The following is a 22,891-nucleotide window of genomic DNA, read 5'->3' on the forward strand; positions in this document are numbered from 1 at the left end:
TTCTAAATTACACATCAATAGGAAGCCATGCATGAGCCGCCCCACCGACACCCGAGCCCGCACCCGCGAGGTGGCCCAGCGCTGGCTGGGGCAGGGCAGACTGCCCCATGAAGTGACGGTGGACCTCGTGCGGCAGGAGATCCAGCAAGGCAGCCGCACCACCATCAACGAAGAGCTGCGTGCCTGGCGCCTGGAGGTGTCGCGCAGTGCCACCTTGGCCCTGCCAGCGCTGCCGCCCCCCTTGGGCCAGGCCATCCAGGCCCTGTGGGTCCAGGCTGTTGACCTGTCCCGGTCGGAACTCACCCAGGAACGAGAGGCCCTGGCGATGTCTCGTGAGCAGTGGCAGGCCGAACGGGACCAGGCCCGCCAGGCCTGCACGGTCATGGAGCAGCGCCTGCGCGATCTGGAGGCCGGTCAACAGACGCTCCAAGAGTCCCTGCAGTCGGCGGAGACCGCCCTGGCCCACGAGCGACAGGAACGACGCCTGCTTCAGGACCGGCTGGAGGCGTCCCGCCAGCAGCGCGATGCGGAGCGCCAACAGGCCCTAGATCGGGAACAAGCGCTGACGCAGTTCCACCAGCAGGCCTTGGAGGCGCACCAACGCCAGACCCAGACACGGGAGTCGGAGTACCGGGCGGAGGTGTCCCGCATCACCGAACGGATGGAGTCCGTGCAGCGGCATGTGCTGCGCCAGCTGGAAGAATCCCGCGAGCAGCTGCGCAAGTGGGAACAGCAGACGCAGCTGCTGCAGCGGGAGCTGGACAAGACTCGCCAACAAGCGGAGGACATGCGCCGGGAAGCGTCTGCCCAGCAGGCGCAGGCGCAGGCTCGCCATGAAGTCCAGCAAAACAGCCTGAAGGAAGAGGCCCGGCGCTGGCGCGACCAGGCCGTGGCCGCTGAGGCGGCACGCCAGGCCGCCCAAGAGGCGCTGGCCGGGCACCTGAACAAACCAGCGAGCGCGCCGCCAAATCCAGCGCGCCAGACCTGCCGGGACCGGGCAGCCCGACGTCGGGAGCGCCTTTCACGCCCGGCGCAGGCGCACGGAGAAACGGCCTGAGCGGCAAGGGCCGCTGCCGGCGCGGGCATCAATCGCCCGAGAAGCACCCAGGCGCGGACGACGTGGTGCTGCTCGAGGCAAGCGTTGGCCATCCCTCAAAAATTTGACATAACAAACATTGTCGGAATTAAATCTGCCAACCTCTGCGCGAGCGGCGGCGCGAGGGAATGCTGCAGCCCAGGCGATAGGCACACAGAAATGAAAAAAGCCGTTGATCAACAACGGCTTACTGTGGTCGGGGCGAGAGGATTCGAACCTCCGACCCTCTGCTCCCAAAGCAGATGCGCTACCAGACTGCGCTACACCCCGACGAAGCCCGCCAGTATAGCGTAGTTGCGTCAGTCTTTGGCTGGCGCGCGCCACCTGCCGAAAGTCCCTCGGCTACCATTGCAGCCCTTTCGAGGGAGCGGGCCGCCAACGGCGGCCTGGTACTTCCGTCCGCCGCGACACCCCAGAACTCGCCCGCCGCTGCCGCCGGGCTGACGTCATGAACGAGCAAAGCTTCGAGTACACGCTGCAGGATGCCACCGGGGCGACCTGCACGGCCAATGCCTGGGCCAAAGTTCCCGCGCCGCTGACGGCCGAATCACGCGAGGCGTTGCGCCAACGCGCCAAGGCACTGCTGCAGGCACGCAACGCCGTGCTGGTCGCGCACTACTATGTGGACGGCGACCTGCAGGATCTCGCACTGGAAACCGGCGGCATCGTCGCCGACTCCTTGGAAATGGCCCGATTTGGACGGGACCATGCCGCCCAGACCTTGGTGGTGGCCGGCGTGCGGTTCATGGGCGAATCCGCCAAGATCCTGTCCCCACACAAGACTGTGCTGATGCCGGATCTGGATGCGACCTGCTCACTGGATCTGGGCTGCCCGCCTGACGACTTCGCCCGTTTCTGCGACGAACACCCGGACCGCCAAGTGGTGGTGTACGCCAACACCAGCGCGGCGGTGAAGGCACGCGCCGACTGGATGGTCACCAGCTCCTGCGCCCTGGGCATCGTCGAGCACCTCAAGGCTCAGGGACAGAAGCTTATCTGGGCGCCTGATCGCCACCTGGGCCGCTACATCCAGGAACAGACCGGCGCCGACATGCTGCTGTGGCACGGCGCCTGCATCGTGCATGACGAGTTCAAGGCCACCGAACTGGAGCTGCTCAAGGAACAGTATCCCGACGCCCAGGTGCTGGTGCACCCGGAGTCTCCGGCCGGCGTGGTGGCCCTGGCGGATGTTGTGGGCTCCACGTCCCAAATGCTGCAGGCGGTGGTCCATGGCACGGCGCAGCGCTACATCGTCGCCACGGACAACCTCATCATGCACCGCATGCGGCAGTTGGCGCCAGGCAAGGTCCTGATTGAGGCGCCCACGGCCGGCAATTCGGCCACCTGCAAGAGCTGTGCGCATTGCCCCTGGATGGCGATGAACGCCCTGCAAGGCGTGGTGGACTGCTTGGAGCACCAGCAGGGCGAAATCCATGTGGAGGCGGCCACCGGCAGCCAGGCGGTGCGTTGCATCCAGCGCATGCTGGACTTCGTGGCCGCCCATCCCGGCGTGCTGGCGCCGCGGGTGCAGGGGATGGTGCGCGGCGTGGGCGCCGCCTGAGGCAGGACGCGGAAGGACAAGCAAGATGTTCGATCACAACGAGACCCTAGAAGAAGCCCGGGCGCGCAATGTGCGCGACGCGCTGTTTGAAGACATCGGCGTGTGCGACTGGACCGCGCAGCTTGTGCCAGCCGGCCGGCGCGTGCAGGCCCGCGTGATCGTGCGGGAGTCCGCCGTGCTTTGCGGCCAAGCGTGGTTCGAAGCCAGCTTCCTGGCGCTGGACCCCGAAGCCCGCATCGTGTGGCGCCAAGCCGAGGGGGCCGACATGGCGCCCGACAGCGTGGTCTGCGAGATCGAATCGGACGCGCGGGCCATGCTGTCGGCCGAGCGCCCTGCCCTGAATTTCCTGCAGCTGCTGTCCGGCACCGCCACAGCGGCCCGCCAGCACATGGATGCGATTGAGGGTGCCTCGCCCAATCCCCGGGGCTGTGTGGTGCTGGACACCCGAAAGACCGTGCCCGGACTGCGCCAAGCCCAGAAGTACGCGGTGCGGGTGGGCGGCGGCGCCAACCAGCGCCTGGCCTTGTGGCACGGCATCCTCATCAAGGAGAACCACATCGCCGCCGCCGGTGGCGTGGCGCAGGCGCTGCGTCAGGCCCAGGCGCTTTCTGCCGGCGTCGACATCCAGATCGAGGTGGAAGACCTGCAGGAGCTGCAGCAGGCCCTGCAGGCCGGCGCCACCAGTGTGTTGCTCGACAACTTCTCCCTGGAAGACATGGCTCAGGCCGTGCAGTTGACCTCGGGACGGGCCCTCCTGGAAGCTTCAGGCGGCGTGGGCCTGGCGCAGCTGCGGGCGATCGCGGCCACGGGAGTGGACCGCATCTCGATCGGCAAACTGACCAAGGACGTGCGCGCCGTGGACTATTCCATGCGGGTGATGCCCGCAGCCTGAAATCCACCGGGGCGCCTCCCCCGAACTTGTGATGTCTGGTAACAATGCGCGTGCCAGAATTTGCAATCTGTTCAGGCACCGCGCCTGGCCTCCGGAGGACCCCCGATGAAGAAGCCGTTCAAGCTCGCCGCCTTGCTGGGTTGTCTCCTGCTCGCCCCCTGGGCGGTGCAGGCCCAGTCCACCCCGCTGTCCATCAGCATCAACCAGACCAACCCCGACGGCTCCACCAGCCGCTTCGCCGCCTCGTTCACCAAGTTCGAGGACATGGTGGACACTTTCAAGAGCACCGAGGCGATGCGGGCCTTCTTCGGGCCCAGCTTTGATCCTGCAGCGGCCTCCAGCTCCAAGATCAACTACCTGGGTGTGGACCTGTTGGTGCAAACCCAGCCGGGCGGCTCCCTGGGCACGACGGGCACGCTGAGCATTCCGGCCACAGGCTTCTCCGCCACCTACGAAGGGGTCAACCGCACCGAAACCCTGGACAAGGTCAAGGTGGACGTGGAGAAGCAGTTCGCGGGCATCCAGGCCGCCGTGGTGGCCACCACCCCCAACAGCACCATCGCCGGCAACCCGGCCTCGACCCAGTCGCAGATGGCCAGCAGCCAGTTTGACGCGGGCTTCACCGCCACGTCCTCGCAGATCAAGACACCGGAGGCCGCCGCGGCACAGGTGAGCAGCTCCAGCTCGTCGTCGAGTTCGTCCTCCAGCTCTAGCACCAGTGCGGCCACGTCCGCCGCCACCTCCAGCGCGTCCCAGCCCAACTTGGTGGGTCTGGGCTTCCGCTTCGGCCGCTACAACCAGGGCAACCTGAAGGCGTCCTCGGCCACCCTGCCCTTGTCCTACACCTGGCGCTTTGAAGACGACGAGCGCCGGCACGTGACCTTCTTCGCACCGCTGACCATCGGCAAGATCGACAACGCCAAGGTCTACAACGGTCAGCTGGGTCTGTCCATGGGCATCCCGATCACGCCGGAATGGGCCCTCACCCCGTCGGTGGCGGCCGGCATCTCCGGTTCGGTGGACTTGGCACAGGCCTCCAAGCAGGTGAGCGCGTCCGTCACCAGCGCCTATGTGATGCCCTTGAGTGACAGGCACTCCCTGGCATTCGGCAACATGGTGGGCTACTTCCGCACCCTCAAGCTCCGGATCGACGAGTACGAAATGGATCCGAAGATCGCCAACACGATCTTCCGCAACGGGGTGATGTACGCCTTCCCGGTTGATGTCCTCTCCAGTCTGGAGTCCGACCTGAGCATGGAGCTCTCGTACATCAACACCTATTACACCGGCAGCGAGCTCTACAACAAGACGACCAACGAGTTCGGCGTGACGGTGGGCACCAGCAAGTCCAAGAAGGAACGTCTGGTGAGCTACCTGCGCTTTGGCGTGACCTACCTGCGCGCCAAGGATTCCAGCGGCTTTGGTGCCAACGTCGGCTACTGGTTCTGAGCGGGCACTGAACTCAACACCTCCCTGGTCCGCCGGCATCACCGGCGGCGCTGGCGCAGGGAGGATCCGGCGGCCCGGCGCCGCCGGATCAGCGGCGTTCAGCCGTGGTGCTGGAGTGAGCGCGCCTTGTGGGTGAGCACGGTTGGGAAGCTCACCGGCAGGGTCTGCGGATAGTCGCGGCTGTAGTGGAGTCCGCGGCTCTCATGGCGACGCAGGGCCGAACGCACGATCAGCTCGCCACACACCAGTAGGTTGCGCAGCTCCAGCAGGTCGCGGTTGACCTTGAAGTTCGCGTAATAGTCGTCCACTTCACCCTTGAGCAATTCGATGCGGTGCAGCGCCCGCTCCAGCCGCCGGGTGGTGCGCACAATGCCCACGTAGTTCCACATCAGCAGGCGCAGCTCGTCCCAGTTGTGCGAGATGACCACCTGCTCATCGGCGTTCTCCACCAAGCTCTCATCCCAGGCCGGCAACACCCGACCCGCCACACGGGGCGTCTCCAGGATGGCCTGCGCGCAGGTCTTGCCGATCACCACGCACTCCAGCAAAGAATTGCTGGCCAGGCGGTTGGCGCCGTGCAATCCGGTGTAGGTGGCCTCGCCCACGGCAAACAGGCCCGGCAGGTCGGTGCGTCCATGCAGATCGGTGACCACCCCACCGCAGGTGTAGTGGGCAGCTGGCACCACCGGGATCGGCTGGCGGGCGATGTCGATGCCCAGGCTCAGGCAGCGCGCATGGATGGTGGGGAAATGCTCCTTAAGGAACGCCTCGCCCAGGTGGGTCGCGTCCAGCCACACATGATCAACGCCATGCTTCTTCATCTCGAAGTCGATGGCACGCGCGACGATGTCCCGTGGCGCCAGCTCCGCCCGAGGATCATGGTCGGGCATGAAGCGACCACCTCCCGCGGCGTCGGGCAGCTTGAGCAGCCCCCCTTCCCCACGCAGCGCCTCGGTGATCAGGAAGGTGCGGTCCTGCGGGTGATAGAGGCAGGTGGGGTGGAACTGGATGAACTCCATGTTCGCCACCCGGCAGCCGGCACGCCAGGCCATGGCGATGCCGTCGCCGGTGGCCGTCTCCGGGTTGCTGGTGTAGCGGTAGACCTTGCCCACGCCGCCGGTGGCCAGCACCACCGAGCGGGCCGCCAGGGTCTCGACCCGCTGGGCACGGATGTCGAGCACGTAGACGCCGTGGCAGCGGTTGGCGCCTGCGGGCACACCGGACTTGAAATGTCGGTGTGTGATCAGGTCCACCGCCATGCAGTGCTCGCGCAGGCGCACCCGCGGATGGGCTCGGGCCTGGGCCAGCAGGGATTCATGGATGGCCTTGCCGGTCGCATCGGCCGCATGGGCGATGCGGCGCACCGCGTGGCCACCTTCTCGGGTCAGGTGCAGGCCCAGCGGGCCTTCAGGGTCGGGGGAGAAGGGCACGCCCTGCTCCACCAGCCACGCGATGGCCTCGGCACTGTTGGTCGCGATGAAACGGGCCGTGTCCTCGTCCACCAGCCCGGCACCGGCATCCTGGGTGTCACGCACATGCGACTCGACGCTGTCGTCCGAGCCCAGCACGCCCACGATGCCCCCCTGGGCCCAGGCCGTGGCCCCTTCCCCCAGACCACGCTTGGCCAACACCACCACTTCCTGGCCCTGGTTGGCCAGATGGAGCGCCGCGGTCAATCCCGCCAGGCCGGCGCCGACGATGACCACGGGCAGTTCAGGCGCGCCGTCGGCGCGCAGGGAGTTCTCGGGCAGGTTCATGGACATGGCAGCGCCGCTGCCGGTTCAGCCGCAAAAGCCGCTGATTGTAGGTGGGGGGTGCGGTCTTTCACCCGCTGGCCCCTGCCACCATCTGATGAAATGCCTGTGACCCCGGGCCAAGCCCCAGGGCCGCGGGCGCCACGTCAGTGCACCACCCGCTCGAACACCAGCGTCTTGTCCGACACTTCGACCGGAATGACGTCCTTGGGGCCGAACCGGCCTTGCAGGATGAGCTTGGCCACCGGGTTCTCGATGCGGTGCTGGATGGCGCGCTTGAGCGGCCGTGCCCCGAACACCGGGTCAAAGCCGGCCTTGGCGATCTCGGCCAGCGCGTCTGCGGAGACTTCGAGCTTCATGTCCATGTGGGCCAGACGCGCCTCCAGTCCCTTGAGCTGGAGCCGGGCGATGGACTCGATATGCCCCTGGTCCAGCGCATGGAAGACCACTGTCTCGTCGATGCGGTTGAGGAATTCCGGGCGGAAGTGCTGCTTGACCTCGCCCCAGACCGCCTCCTTGACCTCCTCGGCCGGCCTGCCGGCCATGGACATGATCAGGTGGCTGCCCAGGTTGCTGGTCATCACGATCACCGTGTTCTTGAAGTCCACGGTGCGACCCTGGCCGTCGGTCAGGCGGCCATCGTCCAGCACCTGCAGCAGCACGTTGAACACGTCCGGGTGGGCCTTCTCGACCTCGTCGAGCAGCACCACGCTGTACGGCTTGCGGCGCACCGCCTCGGTCAGGGTGCCGCCCTCGTCATAGCCCACATAGCCCGGGGGCGCGCCGATCAGGCGGCTGACCGAGTGCTTCTCCATGAACTCGCTCATGTCGATGCGGATCATGTGGTCCTCGGCGTCGAACAGGAAGCCCGCCAGGGCCTTGCACAGCTCGGTCTTGCCCACCCCGGTCGGGCCCAGGAACAGGAAGCTGCCCAGCGGACGGTTGGGGTCGGAGAGGCCGGCGCGGCTGCGGCGGATCGCATCGGACACGGCCACGATGGCCTCGTCCTGGCCGACCACGCGCTCGTGCAGCTTGCCCTCCATCTTGAGCAGCTTGTCGCGCTCGCCCTGCATCAGCTTGGACACCGGGATGCCGGTGGCCCGGCTGACCACCTCGGCGATCTCCTCGGCGCCGACCATGGTGCGCAGCAGCTGCGGACCCTGGCCGCCGGCCTTCTTGCCGGCTTCCTTGGCCTGCGCCTCCTTCAGGCGCTTGTCGAGCTCGGGGAGCTTGCCGTACTGCAGCTCGGCCACCTTGTCGAAGTTGCCCTTGCGCTTGAGCTCCTCGATCTGGAACTTGATGCGGTCGATCTCTTCCTTGACCTGGGCGCTGCCCTGGGCCGTGGCCTTCTCGGCTTTCCAGATCTCTTCGAGGTCGGCGTATTCGCGCTCGAGCTTGACGATCTCCTCCTCGATCAGGCCCAGGCGCTTGATCGAGGCCTCATCGGTCTCCTTCTTGACCGCCTCGCGCTCGATCTTGAGCTGGATCAGCCGACGGTCGAGCTTGTCCATCGCCTCGGGCTTGGAGTCGATCTCGATCTTGATCTTGGCCGCCGCCTCGTCGATCAGGTCGATCGCCTTGTCGGGCAGGAAGCGGTCGGTGATGTAACGGTGGGAGAGCTCGGCCGCGGCGACGATGGCCGGGTCGGTGATCTCCACGCCGTGGTGCACCTCGTACTTCTCCTGCAGACCGCGCAGGATGGCGATGGTGGCCTCGACGCTGGGCTCGTCGACCAGCACCTTCTGGAAGCGGCGCTCCAGCGCGGCGTCTTTCTCCACGTACTTGCGGTACTCGTTGAGGGTGGTGGCGCCGATGCAGTGCAACTCGCCGCGGGCCAGCGCCGGCTTAAGCATGTTGCCCGCGTCCATCGCGCCCTCGGCCTTGCCGGCGCCGACCATGGTGTGCAGCTCGTCGATGAACAGGATGATCCGGCCCTCGTCCTGGCTGACTTCCTTGAGCACGGCCTTCAGGCGCTCCTCGAACTCGCCGCGGAACTTGGCGCCGGCCAGCAAGCCGGCCATGTCCAGCACCAGCACCTTCTTGTCGCGCAGCGAATCCGGCACCTCGCCAGCGACGATGCGCTGGGCCAGGCCCTCGACGATGGCGGTCTTGCCCACGCCCGGTTCGCCGATCAGCACCGGGTTGTTCTTGCTGCGGCGCTGCAGCACCTGGATGGCGCGACGGATCTCGTCGTCGCGGCCGATCACCGGGTCGAGCTTGCCGGCACGCGCCCGTTCGGTAAGATCTAGCGTATATCTTTTTAGTGCCTCACGCTGGCCTTCCGCCTCGGCCGAATCCACCTTCTGCCCGCCGCGCACAGCGGTGATGGCCGCCTCCAGCGCCCGACGGGTCAGGCCGTGGCCTCGCACCACGCCGCCCAGGTCGGTCTTGGCATCGGCCAGGGCCAGCAAGAACATCTCGCTGGCGATGTAGGCGTCGCCGCGCTGCATCGCCTCTTTGTCCGCCTGCTGCAGCAACTGCACCAGATCACGACCCGCCTGCACCTGACCGCCCCCCTGTACCTGCGGAAGGGCGCCAATGGCCACGTCCATCGCCTGCCGCAGGGCGGCGGTGTTGGCGCCGGCGCGGTCCAGCAGGGCCTTGGGGCCGTCGGGCTGGGCCAGCATGGCGGCCAGCACATGCGGCGCCTCGATGTAAGGGTTGTCACGGGCCACGGCCAGGCTTTGGGCCTCGGCCAGGGCTTGCTGGAAGGCGGTGGTGAGCTTGTCGAGTCGCATGGATAACCTCCGATGACGACGGACATGGGGCCCTGCGACCCCGTTTCAAGGGGACGCGGCCGGCTCAGGTGTCCTGCCACGCGCCGCGCCGCCACCGTCCTTGCGCCATGTCAATCGGTGGCGGCCACCGGCGCCGCGGAGGAGCCACGCCGCCGGCGCAGGCGGTCGGCCCAGCCCTCGATGCTGTCGTAGAAGCTCGGGATGACCAGCAGCGTCAGTACGGTGCTGGTGACGGTGCCGCCAATGATGGCCACGGCCATCGGCCGGTAGAACTCCCCGCCCTCCCCCACCCCCACGGCCACCGGCAGCATGCCGGCGATCAGGGCGAAGGTGGTCATCAGGATCGGGCGCAGGCGCTGCTGACCGGCCGCGATCAAAGCCGCCTCCCGGTCCATGCCCTGCTCCCGCTCGCGACCCCGCGCCGCATCCAGCAGCAGGATGGCGTTCTTGGCCACCAGGCCCATGAGCATGATCACGCCGATGAAGCTCATCAGGTTGAGCGTGCCCCCCGTGGCCAGTAGGGCCAGTACCACGCCGATCAGCGACAGCGGCAGCGAGAACATCACCGCCAGGGGCGCGCTGAAGGAGTTGAACTGCATCACCAAGATGAGATACATCAGCGCGATGCCGGAGAACAGTGCGGTCAGCATGGCGCCAAACACCTCCTCCTGATCGGCGGAGGCCCCCGCCAACTCCAGCCCGTAGCCCGGCGGAAAGTCCATGCTTCGGGCCAGGCGCAGGGCGTCAGCCGTCACCTCGCCGGGCGACCGGCCCTGGGCGTTGGCGGTGACGGTGATGCTGCGCTTGCCATCCACATGCTGGATGCGGGAAGGGCCCTGCCCCAGCCAGACGCTGGCCACCTGCCGCAGCGGCACGGTCTGGCCGCCGTCGCCCAGGCCCAGGGGCAGCTGCTCGATGTCCTGCATGCGCAGGCGGTCGCTGGGGTGCAGGCGCACCGCCACGTCACGGGCATGGCCTGAGGGATCGATCCAATCGCCCACCTCCACGCCGGCGAAGGCCACCCGCAGGGTCTGCGCCGCGTCCGACGCCGTGACCCCCAGCCGCTGGGCCAGCGGGCGGTCCAGGTCGATGCGCAGCTCCTCCTGTGGCGCCTGCTGCGACAGGCCCACATCCACGGCGCCCGGGACCTCACGCAGGGCGACCAGGTAGCGCTGACACAGCGCCATCAAGGTGCGGGAGTCCGGCCCGGTGAACCGCACCTGCACCGGCTTCTGGGCGCCGTTGTTCAGATCGTCCAGCACGGTGTATTCCGCCCCCACCAGGGCTTGCAGGCGCTGGCGCAGGGTGTCGGCCAGCTCGCGGGCACTTCGCTGGCGTTGGGTGCTCTTGCCAATGTCCACGTAAAGGCGGCCCCCTGTCGGCGTGATCTGGCTGTTGGTGGCCACGGTCTCAGGCAGGTCGCGGGCAGCCAGGGCGGCAGCCTCGACCTTGAGGCGGGCGTAGTGCAGGTTGGCGCTGGGGGGGGTGCGAACCTCCACCGCAATCACTCCCGCATCGGAAGCCGGCAGGAAGCTGGAGCCGCCCAGGCGGGCCTGCAGCGCAAGGGCGGCGACCAGGCTGAGCACGGCAAACAGGAACATCCAGCCACGGTGACGCAGGGCCCAGGCGATCACCCGTCCGTAGCCCAGGGCCTGGCGGTCAAACCACTGGTTGAAGCGCTGCAGTCCGCGCTCCAGGCCCCGCCGCGGCCGCTGGGCATGCCCTGGCGGATCCCCCCAGTAGGCCGACAGCAGCGGGTCCAGGGTGAAGCTGATGAACAGGCTCACCATCACAGAGGCCACCACTGTCAGGCCAAAAGGCCTGAACCACTCTCCCGACACGCCGGGCATGAACGCCACCGGGACGAAGACCGCCACGATGGACAGGGTGGTGGCCGCCACGGCCGGTCCGATCTCGGCGGTGCCATGCAAGGCGGCGCTCCTGCGGTCGGCCCCCATCTCCAGATGGCGAACGATGTTCTCCCGCACCACGATGGCGTCGTCGATCAGCACGCCGATGGCCAGCGACAGCCCCAGCAAGCTCATGAAGTTCAAGGTAAAGCCACACAGCCACACCGCGATGAATGCCGCCAGCACCGAGGTCGGCAGCGAGAGGGCGGTGATGAGGGTGGAGCGCCAGGAGTTCAAAAAGGCGTAGACGACAAAGACGGTCAACCCCGCCCCGAAAACCAGGGCGTGGACCACGTTGTCCAGGCTGTTGCGGGCGTTCTCGCCCCCGTCCTGGGTGATCTCCACACGGGTGCCCTCAGGCAGGTTGGCGTTGACCCGTCGCACCTCCTCGCGTACCAGATCACCCACGGCCACGGTGCTCGCCTCCCGGGTGCGCAGCACGGCCAACCCGACATTGGGATGCCCGTTGCGCAGGGAAAGCGTGGTGGGCTCGGCCACGCCGTCCTCCACGGCCGCCACCTGGCCCAGGCGCACCAGGCGCTCACCTTGGCGCTTGACCACAATGTCGGCGAAGTCCTGAGGCCGGCTCAGCCGACCCACCAAGCGGATGCTCTGGTCCTTGTACTCACCGCGGACCTTGCCCACCGGCGCGTTGGCATTGGCACCACGCAAGGCCGCGATGACCTCGCCGGTCGTCACCTCGTGTTCCCGCAGGTGCTGGGCCCGCAGCAGCACCGAGAGCTCCCGGCGCGCCGCGCCATTGACGGCCACCTGGGCCACGCCGCGCAGCGCCCGGAAGCGGTCGGCCAGCTCGTCTTCGGCCAACCGCGACAGCTCGGCGTGACTCAGGCGGGTGGAGGACACGGCCAACTGCATCACCGGTTCGGCCGCGGGATCTTCGCGCTGCAACACCGGCTCGCGCATCTCCACCGGCAGCTTGAAGCGCTGGGCGGCAATGGCGTTGCGCACATCCTCGGCCGCTTCGATCATGTTCTTGCCAAAGCTGAACTCCAGGACAAAAACCCCTGCCCCCTCATTGGCGGCCGCGCGCACCCGCTGGGCGCCCTGGATGGCCATGAACGGCTTCTCCAGCCGGTTGATGATTTCCCGCTCCACCGAATCGGGCGATGCTCCTGGGTAGGCCAGGGTCACCACGATCACGGGCTCCTGCACATCCGGGATCTGATTGACCTTCAGCCGGGACAGGGCCAGCAAACCGGCGGCCATGAGCACCAGGATGAGCACCACCATGACCAGCGGGCGGTGAACGCTGAACTGGGAGAGCTTCATGTCGCTCAGCTCCCCGCGCCAGGTGCCGATGCCCCGCCGCGCCAGCGCAGCACCTGTCTATCCGCCCAACGGGATGCGGCCTCAGGCGGGTGGCGCAGCACACGTTCACCGGCCTGCAAGCCGGCGAGCACCGCGTGCGCGCCGGTACGGTCGTCCCGCGGCCCCACGGTGAGCGTACGGCGCACCAGGCGCTCGCCTTGCACCACCCAGACCTCGGTCTGACCGCCCTGACGCACCAAGGTCGACGCCTCCAGCTGCAACACGCCGGCCTCCTGGGTGAACAGTCGCCCCTCCACAAACAAGCCCGCCAGGCGGGGAGCCTTCTCCGGATCGACAAACTGGAGCTGCACTGCCACCTGGCGCGTGGCCGGGTGGGCCAGGGCGTCCACCCGCAGCAGCCGGGCCCGCAGGGGCTCGGCGCCCTGTCCCTGAACCTGCAGCAGCGCCCACTGGCCCGGACGCAGTCGGGGCCACTGATCGGCGCTGACCAGCCCCTCCACGCGCAGGCTGGCCGGGTCCATCACCTTGAGCAGCTCGCGGCCGGGCGACACCGTGTCGCCCACCGACACCTTGCGCTCCGTGACCACACCCGCAAAGGGGGCGGTGATGCGGGTGGAGGCCAGTTGCTGCCGCGCCTGCGCCTCGCGTGCACGGGCGGCCACCAATTCGCTCTGGGCACTGCGCTCGCGCAGGGCCACCTCCTCCAATGCCTGGGCGCTGACCATGCCTTGGGCGTGCAGCTCCCGTTGCCGCTCTAGCAGACGGCGAGCCTGGTCCACCGCCTGCTGGGCCGTGCGCAGGGCGTCCTCGGCAGCCACCAGCTGGCTGCGGGCCACACGGTCGTCCAGGACCACCACCACCGCCCCGGCGGCCACCGGCTGGCCGTTGTCCGGCAGCACCTCGGTCACGGTGCCCGACGTCTCGGCACGCAGGTCCGCCCGCCGGCTGGCCTGCAGACTGCCACTGACCAGCGTGCCCTGCTCCGCCGCCTGGCCCGACTGGACGGTGATCAGGTCCTCGGGCCCCAGCTCCACCACGGGCAAGCCTGGACCCACTGCACTGGCCGCCACTTGCGCCTTGGCCGCCTCAGACCCGCCAGCACCACAGCCAGCCAAGGCCGCCAGCAAGCCGGCAGCGGCCCAGCACCGGATCCACCAGGCGTCGTGGCCTATCGCCCCCAGGACGGGCGCGTGGTGATGCGGCGTGGAAAAGGCGACCGGTGCCACCGCTCTTGTGAAGCGGTGGCGGCCACCGCAGGGCGGGATGGCGTGCATGGCATTCCTGTGAAGTTCTGCAAAGCAGCTTACCCAGGCGGTTCAACCCTGGGGCCAGGAATGTGACGGATTGCCGTTTCGACGGACTCAGCCGTCGCCCTGCCGGACGGACCGTGCTGGTCCGCCGCCAAGCTTCAAAGGGGCTCGCCCAGCAGGCAGTAGCGACCGCCGTGGTAGAGCAGAGGCGAATGGCTCTCCACCTCCACGGCCAGCACCTCGCCAACAAAAAGCAGGTGATCGCCCGCCTCCAGATGCTGGTGGGTGCGACAAGCCAAGCGGGCAGTCGCCCCGGCCAGCCAGGGCAGCGCGTGCGGTCCCGGCACCCATTGGCCGGCCGCAAAACGGTCAGGCACCGGACTGGCGAAACGGCGGGAAACCTCCATCTGCGAGGCGGCCAGCACGTTGACGGCGAAATGCCCGGCCTGCAGGAAAGGCTGCACCAGCGGGCTGGCCCGCCGCAACGCCCACGTGACCAGGGCCGGGTCGAGAGACAGGGAGTTGAAGGAGTTGACGGTCAGTCCATGCCGCTCGCCCTGGGGACCGGAGCAGGTCATGATGGTGACGCCGGTGGTGAATTGCCCGAGGGCGCCGCGCAGGGCTTGGGTGTCGATGGCCATGATGAGGGTCGAGATGGTAGCCGGTGCCCGCCGACCGTGCGGCGGCACGGGCATGACGGGGCCGGATCAAGCCGCCAGCAGCGCCCGGGCCAGGTGCCAGCCGGCCGCCGCAGCGGCCAAGCCGCCGCCCAAATGGGCGGCGCTGTGCAGCAGGGCCAGCCAGGGCTGACCGCGAAGCAGCAAGGTGAGTGACTCGGCACTGAAAGCCGAAAAAGTGGTCAGACCGCCCAGCAAGCCGGTGATGAGCGCCAATCGCCCCCATTCACTGGGGTGCCGCTCAAACCAGACCATGAACAGCCCGATGAGGAGCCCACCAGCGATGTTCACGGCCAAGGTGCCGGCCGCAAAGGGACAGGCCAGCGGGTTGAGCCACAGCCCGACCCGCCAGCGCAGGCAGGAGCCCAGACCACCGCCGAGGGCCACGGCCAAGGTCAGCTGCCAGGTCGGCGCCGCCCCGGTCATGGCTTCAGGCGCCCGCCGCCGCGTTGGCGGACTGGATGCCCCAGCGCGCCAGTGCCTCGTCGTCGCTGACGCGGGCGTCCACCCAGCGCGCGCCCCCAGGCGTGGTCTCCTTCTTCCAGAAAGGCGCCTGTGTTTTGAGGTAGTCCATCAGGAATTCGCAGGCCTGGAAGGCCTGACCCCGGTGGGCTGAGCTGACCACCACCAGCACGATCTGGTCGGTGGGCGCGAGCGGGCCGACACGGTGGATCACCCGTGCGGCGCGGATGTCGAAACGGGCCAGGGCCGCATCGATCATGGCCTCAATGGCCGTCTCCGTCATGCCGGGGTAATGCTCCAGCTCCATCTGGCTCACGCCGCTGCCGTCGTTGCGGTCCCGGACCGTGCCCAGAAAGGTGGCCACCGCCCCCACGCCCGGGTCCCCGGCGCGCAGGGCAGCCACTTCCGCCCCCAGGTCGAAATCCTCGGTCTGGATGCGGACCCGGGGCATCGCAACTTTCAAAGTCTGTTCCATGGCGCACGCCTGTGGGGTTCAGCCACCGGTGACCGGAGGGAAGAAAGCCAGCTCGTCGCCGTGGCTCAGGATGGCCCCTCCCTCACAGACCTGCTGGTTGAGGGCGGCGCGGACGGCACGATCTGCCGCCAGGACGCTGGCATAGGGATCGCCCAGATCGATGAGGGTCTGACGTGCCTGGGCCACTGTGGCCCCTTCAGGCAGCTCCAGCTGTCGCTGGGCGCCCAGGGCCTCGCGCAGCGAGGCGAAGAATCTCAGGTTGACTTGCATGCTCAGTTCCCGATCAGGGCGGACAAGGGCAGGTAGCGGACGGTGTCCCCCGGCAGGATGGCCTGGCCGGCGGGGTTGTCCACCAGGCCATCGGCCCAAACAGCAGAGGTCAGCACCCCCGAGCTCTGGTTGCCAAAGGCTTCCACCTGCCCTTGGGCGTTGAGGCGCACACGCAGGAACTCGCGACGCTTGTCCGCCTTAGGCAGGCTGAAGGCCGCGGTCATCGGCATGGCGGCAGGCAGCTCACCCCGGCCACCCTGCATGACCCGCAGCACCGGCGCCACGGTGAGCAAGAAGGTGACAAAGCTGGAAACCGGGTTCCCGGGCAACCCCATCAGCAGGGCCTCGCCGTCGTCCCGGGTGCGGCGGATGCTCCCGAATGCCAGGGGCTTGCCCGGTTTGGTGGCCATTTGCCAGAGGGTGATGTGGCCTTCTGCCTGGGCCGCCGGACGCAGGTGGTCTTCTTCCCCGACGGAGACGCCGCCGGAGGTGAGGATGAGGTCATGGCCATCCGCGGCCCTCCGCAGCGCTTGGCGCGTGGCGTCGAGCCGATCCGGCACGATGCCCAGATCGGTCACCTCGCAGCCGGCGGCCTGCAACAAGCCGCGCAGCGTGTAGCGGTTGGAGTTGTAGATGGCACCAGGCGGCAGCGGCTGACCCGGCATCACCAACTCGTCTCCGGTGGAAAACAGGGCGACCCGGGGGCGGCGCACGACCTGCAGCCGTGCGGCCCCGACCGTGGCGGCCAGTCCCAGGGCCTGTGGCGTGATCCGGCACCCCGCCGGCAACACCAGCCCCCCCTGGCAGACATCTTCGCCCCGGCGGCGTACCCACTGGCCTGCCGTCGGCACCTGCAGCACCCGCACCAGTCCGCCGCCCGTGCCCGCGGCATCCGGCAAGGCCTCGCAGGCCTCCTGCATCACCACGCAATTGGCGCCCGGCGGCACCTGCGCCCCGGTGAAGATGCGGGCCGCGGTGCCTGGCTGCAAGGCCTGTCCAGGATGACCCGCAGCGATGCGTTGCGACACCGGCAGCACGGTGCCCGGTGCCGGGACATCCGCTGCCCGCAGGGCATAGCCATCCATCGAGGTGTTGTCCGCCGGCGGCACATCCAAGGTAGACACCAGGTCCTGGGCCAGCACGCGCCCCAGAGCCTCAAAGGTGTCCAGGTCCTCCAGCGCCTGGATGCGATGCGGACGAGCCGCGGCAGTCAGGCGGAGCAGGACTTCGTCCAGACTCAGCAGGCCGCCCCGGGGAGCGGCGGAGGAAGAGGCAAGGGTTTCAGCCATGGCGGGCCTCGGGTAGAAGCTCCCATTGCCACACCCGCCTGTTCAGGCGCGCGCGCAACGATGGAGTTCGGGTTGGTAGCGGTGACGTGCCGCCTGCTGCAGGAGGTAGGCGGCCACGCCGGCCGCATCATCCAGAGAGAACACGGGTCGCTGAGTAGGCACCGGCAGCCGCGCAGGATCATCCGTGGCCACAGCAACGATGAAGGGGTCGTCCGGATAGGCGGCCGGACGGTCCACCACCGAGCGCCAGACCTCGATCTTGAGCAAGTCCGCGTGGCGGAAACCCTCCACCAGAGCCCAGTCGCAAGGCGCCAGCTCGGCCAGCAGCCCGTGGGGATCGACCTCGACCGGCGACTCCAGGGTGCGCACCAGGGCCATCCGCTGCGGGTTAGCCAGCAGAACCTCGAACGCCCCCGCCTCACGGTGGCGGTGGCTGTCCTTGCCAGGCTGGTCGATCTCGAAGTCCTTGTGGGTGTGCTTGATCACCGACACCCGCTGACCGGCCGCCCTCAAGGCGGCGATCACCCCCTCAATGAGGGTGGTCTTGCCGGCCCCGGAAGCGCCGCAGAAGCCGACGACGTGCATGCCTGCCCCGTGCACCGCCGTGCTCAGGCGCAGTGCCGTTCGATGTAGGCCTTGACCAGGGCGGTCTCGGGCTTCATCACGGTGAAGCGCTTGGGCAGCGCCTCGATGCCGTCGAGCTTGGCGGGACGACCCGGCTCCTGGCCGGTCGCTTCGCGGATGGTCTCGGCGAACTTGGCGGGCAGCGCGGTCTCCAGCACGATCATCGGCACGCCCGCGGCCACCCGCTCGAAGGCCACCTTCACCCCGTCGGCGGTGTGGGTGTCGATCAGGTCGCCGAAGCGCTCGTAGGTGCTGCGGATGGTGTCCAGACGGTCGGCGTGCGTGCTGCGGCCGGACTGGAAGCCGTAGCCGGCGATGGCGGCATGCTCGTCGGTGGTGATGCTGAAGGCGCCGTCGCGGGCGATGGCGTCGCCGAACAGCGCTTTGGTGCGCGCGCCGTCACGGCCCAGCAGGTCGAAGACGAAACGCTCAAAGTTCGAGGCTTTCGAGATGTCCATCGAGGGGCTGGAGGTCTCGTAGGTCTCGGCGCTGCCGCGCACGCGGTAGGTGCCGGTGCGGAAGAACTCGTCGAGCACGTCGTTCTCGTTGGTGGCCACCACCAGCTTGTCGACGGGCAGGCCCATCATGCGGGCCACGTGGCCGGCGCAGACGTTGCCGAAGTTGCCCGAGGGCACGGTGAAGCTCACCCGCTCGTCGTTGGACTTCGTGGCCTGGAAGTAGCCGGCGAAGTAGTACACCACCTGGGCCAGCAGACGGGCCCAGTTGATGGAGTTGACGGTACCGATCTTGTACTGGCGCTTGAAGGCCAGGTCGTTCGACACGGCCTTCACGATGTCCTGCGCGTCGTCGAACACACCTTCGACGGCGATATTGTGGATGTTCTCGTCCTGCAGGCTGTACATCTGCGCCTGCTGGAAGGGGCTCATGCGGCCGGCCGGGCTGAGCATGAACACGCGAACACCCTTCTTGCCGCGCATGGCGTACTCGGCGGCGCTGCCGGTGTCACCCGAGGTGGCGCCCAGGATGTTCAGCTCCTCGCCGCGGCGGCCCAGCTCGTACTCGAACAACTGGCCCAGCAGCTGCATGGCCATGTCCTTGAAGGCCAGCGTGGGGCCGTTGGACAGGGCCTCGACGAGCACGCCCGAGTCACCCAGCCGGCGCACCGGCACGATCTCGGGCGTGCCGAACACCTCGGCGTTGTAGGCGCGGCCCACCAGGGTGCGCAGGTCGGCGGCGGGGATGTCGTCGATGTAGAGCGACAGGATCTCGAAGGCCAGGTCCGCATAGGACAGGCTGCGCCAGCGCGCCAGCGTGGCAGCGTCCACCTTCGGGTAGGCCACCGGCAGGTACAGGCCGCCGTCAGGCGCCAGCCCTTCCAGCAGGATCTCGCAGAAGGCGCGTTCAGTCTTGTCGCCGCGGGTGCTGATGTACTTCACGCCAGCTCCTCCTTGCGCAGGCTGACGATGGGCGCCAGCACGGTGGGCAGGGCCTGCATGGCGGCCAGCGCCTGGCGCATCTGGCCCTCGATGGTGTCGTGGGTCAGGATGATCAGGTCGGTCTGCTTCTCGCCGTCGGCGCTCTCGCGCTGCAGCACGGCGTCGATGCTGATGCCGTTCTCCGCCAGGATGCTGGTGATGCGGGCCAGCACGCCGGCTTCGTCGGCCACGCACAGGCGCAGGTAGAAGGCGGTCTGCACCTGCTCGATCGGCAGGATCGGCGTGTCAGCCAGGGCATCGGGTTGGAAGGCCAGATGCGGCACGCGGTGGTCGGGGTTGGCCGTGGCCAGGCGGGTGATGTCGACCAGATCGGCCACGACGGCGCTGGCGGTGGGCTCGGAGCCCGCACCCTTGCCGTAGTACATGGTGGTGCCCACGGCGTCGCCCTGCACCACCACGGCGTTCATGGCGCCTTCCACCGAGGCGATCAGGCGCTTGGCCGGCACCAGGGTCGGGTGCACGCGCAGCTCGATGCCTTCGGCGCGGCGCTTGGTGATGCCCAGCAGCTTGATGCGGTAGCCCAGCTGCTCGGCATAGCGGATGTCGGCCGCCTGCAGCTTGGTGATGCCTTCCACATGGGCCTTGTCGAACTGCACCGGCACGCCGAAGGCGATGGCGCTCATGATGGTGGCCTTGTGGGCGGCGTCCACGCCTTCGATGTCGAAGGTAGGGTCGGCCTCAGCGTAGCCCAGGCGCTGGGCTTCCTTCAGCACGACGCTGAAGTCCAAGCCCTTGTCACGCATCTCCGAGAGGATGAAGTTGGTGGTGCCGTTGATGATGCCGGCGATCCACTGGATCTGGTTGGCGGTCAGTCCTTCGCGCAGGGCCTTGATGATGGGGATGCCACCGGCCACGGCGGCCTCGAAGGCCACCACCACGCCCTTGGCGCGGGCGGCGGCGAAGATCTCGCTGCCATGCACGGCCAGCAGCGCCTTGTTGGCGGTGACCACGTGCTTGCCGGCGGCGATGGCCTCCAACACCAGGGCCTTGGCGATACCGTAGCCACCGATCAGCTCGACCACGACGTCGATGTCGGGATTGGCGATCACCTGGCGGGCGTCGCCCACCACCTGGGCGGCGTCGCCCACCACAGCCTTGGCGCGCTCGGTGTCCAGATCCGCCACCATGGCAATCTCAATGCCACGGCCCGCACGGCGCAGGATCTCCTGCTGGTTGCGTTGCAGCACCTTGAAGGTGCCGGAGCCGACGGTACCGATGCCCAGAAGGCCGACCTGGATGGGTTTCATGGTGGAGTGGATCTAGGGGACAGAAAGAAAAACGGGAAATCAGCGCGCGTGGCGCTTGCGATAGCCATCGAGGAACCGGGCGATGCGCGTGATCGCCTCCGTCAAATCGTCGGTGTTGGGCAGGAAGACCAGACGGAAGTGGTCCGGCTGGGGCCAATTGAAGCCCGTACCCTGCACGATGAGCACCTTCTCCTGCGCCAGCAGCTCGTAGGCAAACTGCTGATCGTCCTCGATGGGATAGAGACGCGGATCCAGCCGCGGGAACATGTAGAGCGCCGCCTTGGGCTTGACCACGCTGACACCGGGAATCTGGGTGAGCAGTTCGTAGGCCAGATCACGCTGGCGGGTGAGGCGACCGCCGGGCGCTACCAGGTCCTTGATGCTCTGGTAGCCGCCCAGGGCCGTCTGGATGGCCAATTGGCCCGGCGTGTTGGCGCACAGCCGCATCGAGGCCAGCATGTTGAGGCCCTCGATGTAGTCGGCCGCCTGCTTCTTGTTGCCCGACACAATCATCCAGCCGGCGCGGTAGCCGCAAGAACGGTAGTTCTTGCTCAGGCCATTGAAGGTCAGGAACAGCACGTCATCGGCCAGGGAGGCGATGCTGGTGTGGGTCTCGCCGTCGTAGAGGGTCTTGTCGTAGATCTCGTCGGCGAACACGATCAGCCCATGCTGACGTGCGATCTCCACGATGCCCTCCAACACCTCGCGCGGGTACAAGGCGCCGGTGGGATTGTTCGGGTTGATCAGCACCAGCGCCTTGGTGTTGGGCGTCACCTTGGCCCGCATGTCGTCTAGGTCGGGCATCCACCCCGAGGACTCGTCGCAGCGATAGTGGACCGGTGTGCCCCCCGAAAGCGACACCACGGCCGTGTAGAGCGGGTAGTCAGGAGAGGGAATGAGCACCTCGTCGCCGCCGTCCAGCAGCGCGTTCATGCTCATCGAGATCAGCTCCGACGCCCCGTTGCCCAGGTAGACATCGTCCACGGTCACGCCACGGATGCCCTTTTCCTGGCAGTAGTGCACCACGGCCTTGCGAGGCGCAAACAGCCCTTTGGAATCGGTGTAACCCGCCGCCACCTGGGACGGCAGGTTGCGGATCATGTCCTGCACGATCTCGTCGGGGGGCAGCAAGCCGAAGGCCGCCACGTTGCCGATGTTGAGCTTGATGATCTTCTGGCCCTCGTCCTCCATCTGACGGGCCTTGTCCAGCACCGGTCCACGGATGTCGTAACCGACGTTGGCAAGCTTGCTGGACTTTGCGACCGGCTTCAAGCGGGACTCCTGTTTGGCGCGCCGGGGCAGGCCGCGGCAGCGTGAGCGGAAAACTTATAATTAAACCATAGGCCTGCCAATCACCCAAAAGGGCGGCACGGGCCACCCAAAGCGGCCTTCCGCACCCCAGGGTTCCGAGAGTCGTTACAACCTGTTTCATCGGAGCAATCGCTTGAAATTCCAGCCTGACCGCCTGGATGGCGTGAACGCCGTTTCCCGCTTGGAAACCGGACGAATCTGGGTACTTCTACAGCCGTTCGAGCATGGGGTGGTCGTACCCTGGCAAGGGGCCGTCTCCGATTGGCCGGCGCGTCAGGCCGAGGACATCCAGGCCGACCACCTGCAGGCGCTAGTGGCGTTGCAGCCCGAATTGGTGATCCTGGGTACGGGAGCCCGTCAGCGCTTCCTGTCCGCCAGCGTGTTGCGCCCCCTGATCGAGGCACGCATCGGCTACGAGCTCATGGACACCGCAGCCGCTTGCCGCACTTACAACGTGCTGGTCAATGAAGGACGCCGCGCAGTGGGCGCGTTCATTCTTTGATCGCCGTCAGGCCCGGGCCACCTTTCAAGGCTCCTGTCATGAGCCTTTGACCAAGAACTGCGCCACGGTACCGTCTGACCATCCGGTCAAACAACCTATAATTGCAGGCTAGGCCGGATTGGCGCCTGAGCACTGCCCCCACATCACATGACGCCTGCCCTCAACAAACCCCTGCCGGAAATCGAAGCCCAAGCCACCGGAGGCGTGAAGTTCACCCACCAGGCTTTCCATGGCAAGGTGGTGGTCCTCTATTTCTACCCCAAGGACAATACCCCCGGCTGCACGACCGAGGCCATGCAGTTCCGTGACCAGCATGAGGCGTTCGCCCAAGCCGGTGCCGTGGTGTTTGGCGTCTCCCGGGACAACATGGTGTCCCACGAGAAGTTCAAGGAGGGCCTCGGCCTGCCTTTCGAGCTGATCGCAGATACCGAAGAGAAGCTCTGCCACATGTTCGGCGTGGTCAAAAACAAGATCATGTACGGCAAGAAGGTCAAGGGCATCGAACGCTCCACCTTCCTGATCGATGCCAAGGGCGTGCTGCGCGCCGAGTGGCGCGGCATCAAGGTGGCCGGCCATGTGGAGGAAGTGCTCCAGGCCGTCCAGGAGCTGCGGGCCGCCGCCTGATGCACGACACCCG

The 22,891-nt window shown here is 67.5% G+C and carries 19 protein-coding genes and 1 tRNA gene; 6 read left to right on the top strand and 14 right to left on the bottom strand.

Annotated features, from left to right (window positions below; genetic code table 11):
- Nucleotides 1-31 precede the first annotated feature (31 nt).
- The gene (locus G3A44_RS05210) at nt 32-1,057 is read left to right on the top strand and encodes a DNA-binding protein (RefSeq protein WP_163456450.1); all 1,026 of its coding nucleotides are present in this window, start codon (nt 32-34) and stop codon (nt 1,055-1,057) included.
- A gap of 232 nt (nt 1,058-1,289) precedes the next feature.
- On the opposite strand, the gene G3A44_RS05215 is transcribed toward G3A44_RS05210, so the two are convergent.
- Nucleotides 1,290-1,366: transfer RNA gene (locus G3A44_RS05215), tRNA-Pro, on the bottom strand.
- A gap of 178 nt (nt 1,367-1,544) precedes the next feature.
- Here G3A44_RS05215 and nadA point away from each other — a divergent pair.
- The 3 genes from nadA (at nt 1,545) to G3A44_RS05230 (ending at nt 4,998) form a co-directional block, all read left to right on the top strand.
- Complete coding sequence (gene nadA, locus G3A44_RS05220) at nt 1,545-2,657, top strand: quinolinate synthase NadA (RefSeq protein ID WP_163456451.1); 1,113 nt, start codon at nt 1,545-1,547, stop codon at nt 2,655-2,657.
- Nucleotides 2,658-2,682: 25 nt separating this feature from the next.
- On the top strand, nt 2,683-3,549 hold the full coding sequence (gene nadC / locus G3A44_RS05225; RefSeq protein WP_163456452.1) for a carboxylating nicotinate-nucleotide diphosphorylase: 867 nt from the start codon (nt 2,683-2,685) through the stop codon (nt 3,547-3,549).
- 105 nt (nt 3,550-3,654) lie between these two features.
- The gene (locus G3A44_RS05230; RefSeq protein WP_163456453.1) at nt 3,655-4,998 is read left to right on the top strand and encodes a hypothetical protein; all 1,344 of its coding nucleotides are present in this window, start codon (nt 3,655-3,657) and stop codon (nt 4,996-4,998) included.
- 98 nt (nt 4,999-5,096) lie between these two features.
- Here G3A44_RS05230 and nadB read toward each other — a convergent pair whose 3' ends face one another.
- From nadB to G3A44_RS05295, 13 genes are all read right to left on the bottom strand, one after another.
- Nucleotides 5,097-6,755 (bottom strand): L-aspartate oxidase, encoded by a 1,659-nt coding sequence (gene nadB / locus G3A44_RS05235; RefSeq protein WP_375138628.1) that lies wholly within the window; start codon nt 6,753-6,755, stop codon nt 5,097-5,099.
- A 143-nt stretch (nt 6,756-6,898) separates the two neighbouring features.
- Nucleotides 6,899-9,490 (bottom strand): ATP-dependent chaperone ClpB, encoded by a 2,592-nt coding sequence (clpB, locus tag G3A44_RS05240; RefSeq protein WP_163456455.1) that lies wholly within the window; start codon nt 9,488-9,490, stop codon nt 6,899-6,901.
- Between the two features lie 110 nt (nt 9,491-9,600).
- Nucleotides 9,601-12,690: an efflux RND transporter permease subunit gene (locus G3A44_RS05245; protein WP_163456456.1), complete on the bottom strand. Its 3,090-nt coding sequence runs from the start codon at nt 12,688-12,690 to the stop codon at nt 9,601-9,603.
- Nucleotides 12,691-12,695: 5 nt separating this feature from the next.
- Nucleotides 12,696-13,964: an efflux RND transporter periplasmic adaptor subunit gene (locus G3A44_RS05250; RefSeq protein ID WP_163456457.1), complete on the bottom strand. Its 1,269-nt coding sequence runs from the start codon at nt 13,962-13,964 to the stop codon at nt 12,696-12,698.
- Nucleotides 13,965-14,098: 134 nt separating this feature from the next.
- Complete coding sequence (locus G3A44_RS05255; RefSeq protein ID WP_163456458.1) at nt 14,099-14,581, bottom strand: flavin reductase family protein; 483 nt, start codon at nt 14,579-14,581, stop codon at nt 14,099-14,101.
- Nucleotides 14,582-14,647: 66 nt separating this feature from the next.
- A complete protein-coding gene (locus G3A44_RS05260) occupies nt 14,648-15,043 on the bottom strand; it encodes a CrcB family protein (RefSeq protein WP_163456459.1) in 396 nt (131 codons plus the stop codon).
- A gap of 4 nt (nt 15,044-15,047) precedes the next feature.
- Entirely contained in the window at nt 15,048-15,530 is a 483-nt protein-coding gene (locus G3A44_RS05265; protein WP_239061710.1) for a molybdenum cofactor biosynthesis protein MoaE, read from the bottom strand.
- Between the two features lie 42 nt (nt 15,531-15,572).
- Nucleotides 15,573-15,824, bottom strand: coding sequence for a molybdopterin converting factor subunit 1 (gene moaD / locus G3A44_RS05270; RefSeq protein WP_163456461.1), 252 nt, complete (start codon nt 15,822-15,824; stop codon nt 15,573-15,575).
- 2 nt (nt 15,825-15,826) lie between these two features.
- On the bottom strand, nt 15,827-17,113 hold the full coding sequence (locus tag G3A44_RS05275) for a molybdopterin molybdotransferase MoeA (protein ID WP_163456462.1): 1,287 nt from the start codon (nt 17,111-17,113) through the stop codon (nt 15,827-15,829).
- 42 nt (nt 17,114-17,155) lie between these two features.
- Nucleotides 17,156-17,698, bottom strand: a complete 543-nt coding sequence (gene mobB, locus G3A44_RS05280; protein WP_163456463.1) for a molybdopterin-guanine dinucleotide biosynthesis protein B — start codon at nt 17,696-17,698, stop codon at nt 17,156-17,158.
- A gap of 23 nt (nt 17,699-17,721) precedes the next feature.
- Nucleotides 17,722-19,134: a threonine synthase gene (thrC, locus tag G3A44_RS05285; protein WP_163456464.1), complete on the bottom strand. Its 1,413-nt coding sequence runs from the start codon at nt 19,132-19,134 to the stop codon at nt 17,722-17,724.
- On the bottom strand, nt 19,131-20,441 hold the full coding sequence (locus G3A44_RS05290) for a homoserine dehydrogenase (RefSeq protein WP_163456465.1): 1,311 nt from the start codon (nt 20,439-20,441) through the stop codon (nt 19,131-19,133). Before G3A44_RS05290 ends, thrC begins: the two co-directional genes overlap by 4 nt.
- 39 nt (nt 20,442-20,480) lie before the next feature.
- Complete coding sequence (locus G3A44_RS05295) at nt 20,481-21,713, bottom strand: pyridoxal phosphate-dependent aminotransferase (protein WP_163456466.1); 1,233 nt, start codon at nt 21,711-21,713, stop codon at nt 20,481-20,483.
- Nucleotides 21,714-21,885: 172 nt separating this feature from the next.
- Between G3A44_RS05295 and G3A44_RS05300 the strand changes: the two genes are divergently transcribed.
- Together G3A44_RS05300 and G3A44_RS05305 are read left to right on the top strand one after the other, a co-directional pair.
- Entirely contained in the window at nt 21,886-22,254 is a 369-nt protein-coding gene (locus G3A44_RS05300; protein ID WP_163456467.1) for an Mth938-like domain-containing protein, read from the top strand.
- A 147-nt stretch (nt 22,255-22,401) separates the two neighbouring features.
- On the top strand, nt 22,402-22,878 hold the full coding sequence (locus G3A44_RS05305) for a peroxiredoxin (protein WP_163456468.1): 477 nt from the start codon (nt 22,402-22,404) through the stop codon (nt 22,876-22,878).
- The last annotated feature ends 13 nt before the right edge of the window (nt 22,879-22,891 follow it).

Source organism: Ideonella livida (assembly GCF_010499455.1).
GTDB lineage: Bacteria > Pseudomonadota > Gammaproteobacteria > Burkholderiales > Burkholderiaceae_C > Ideonella > Ideonella livida.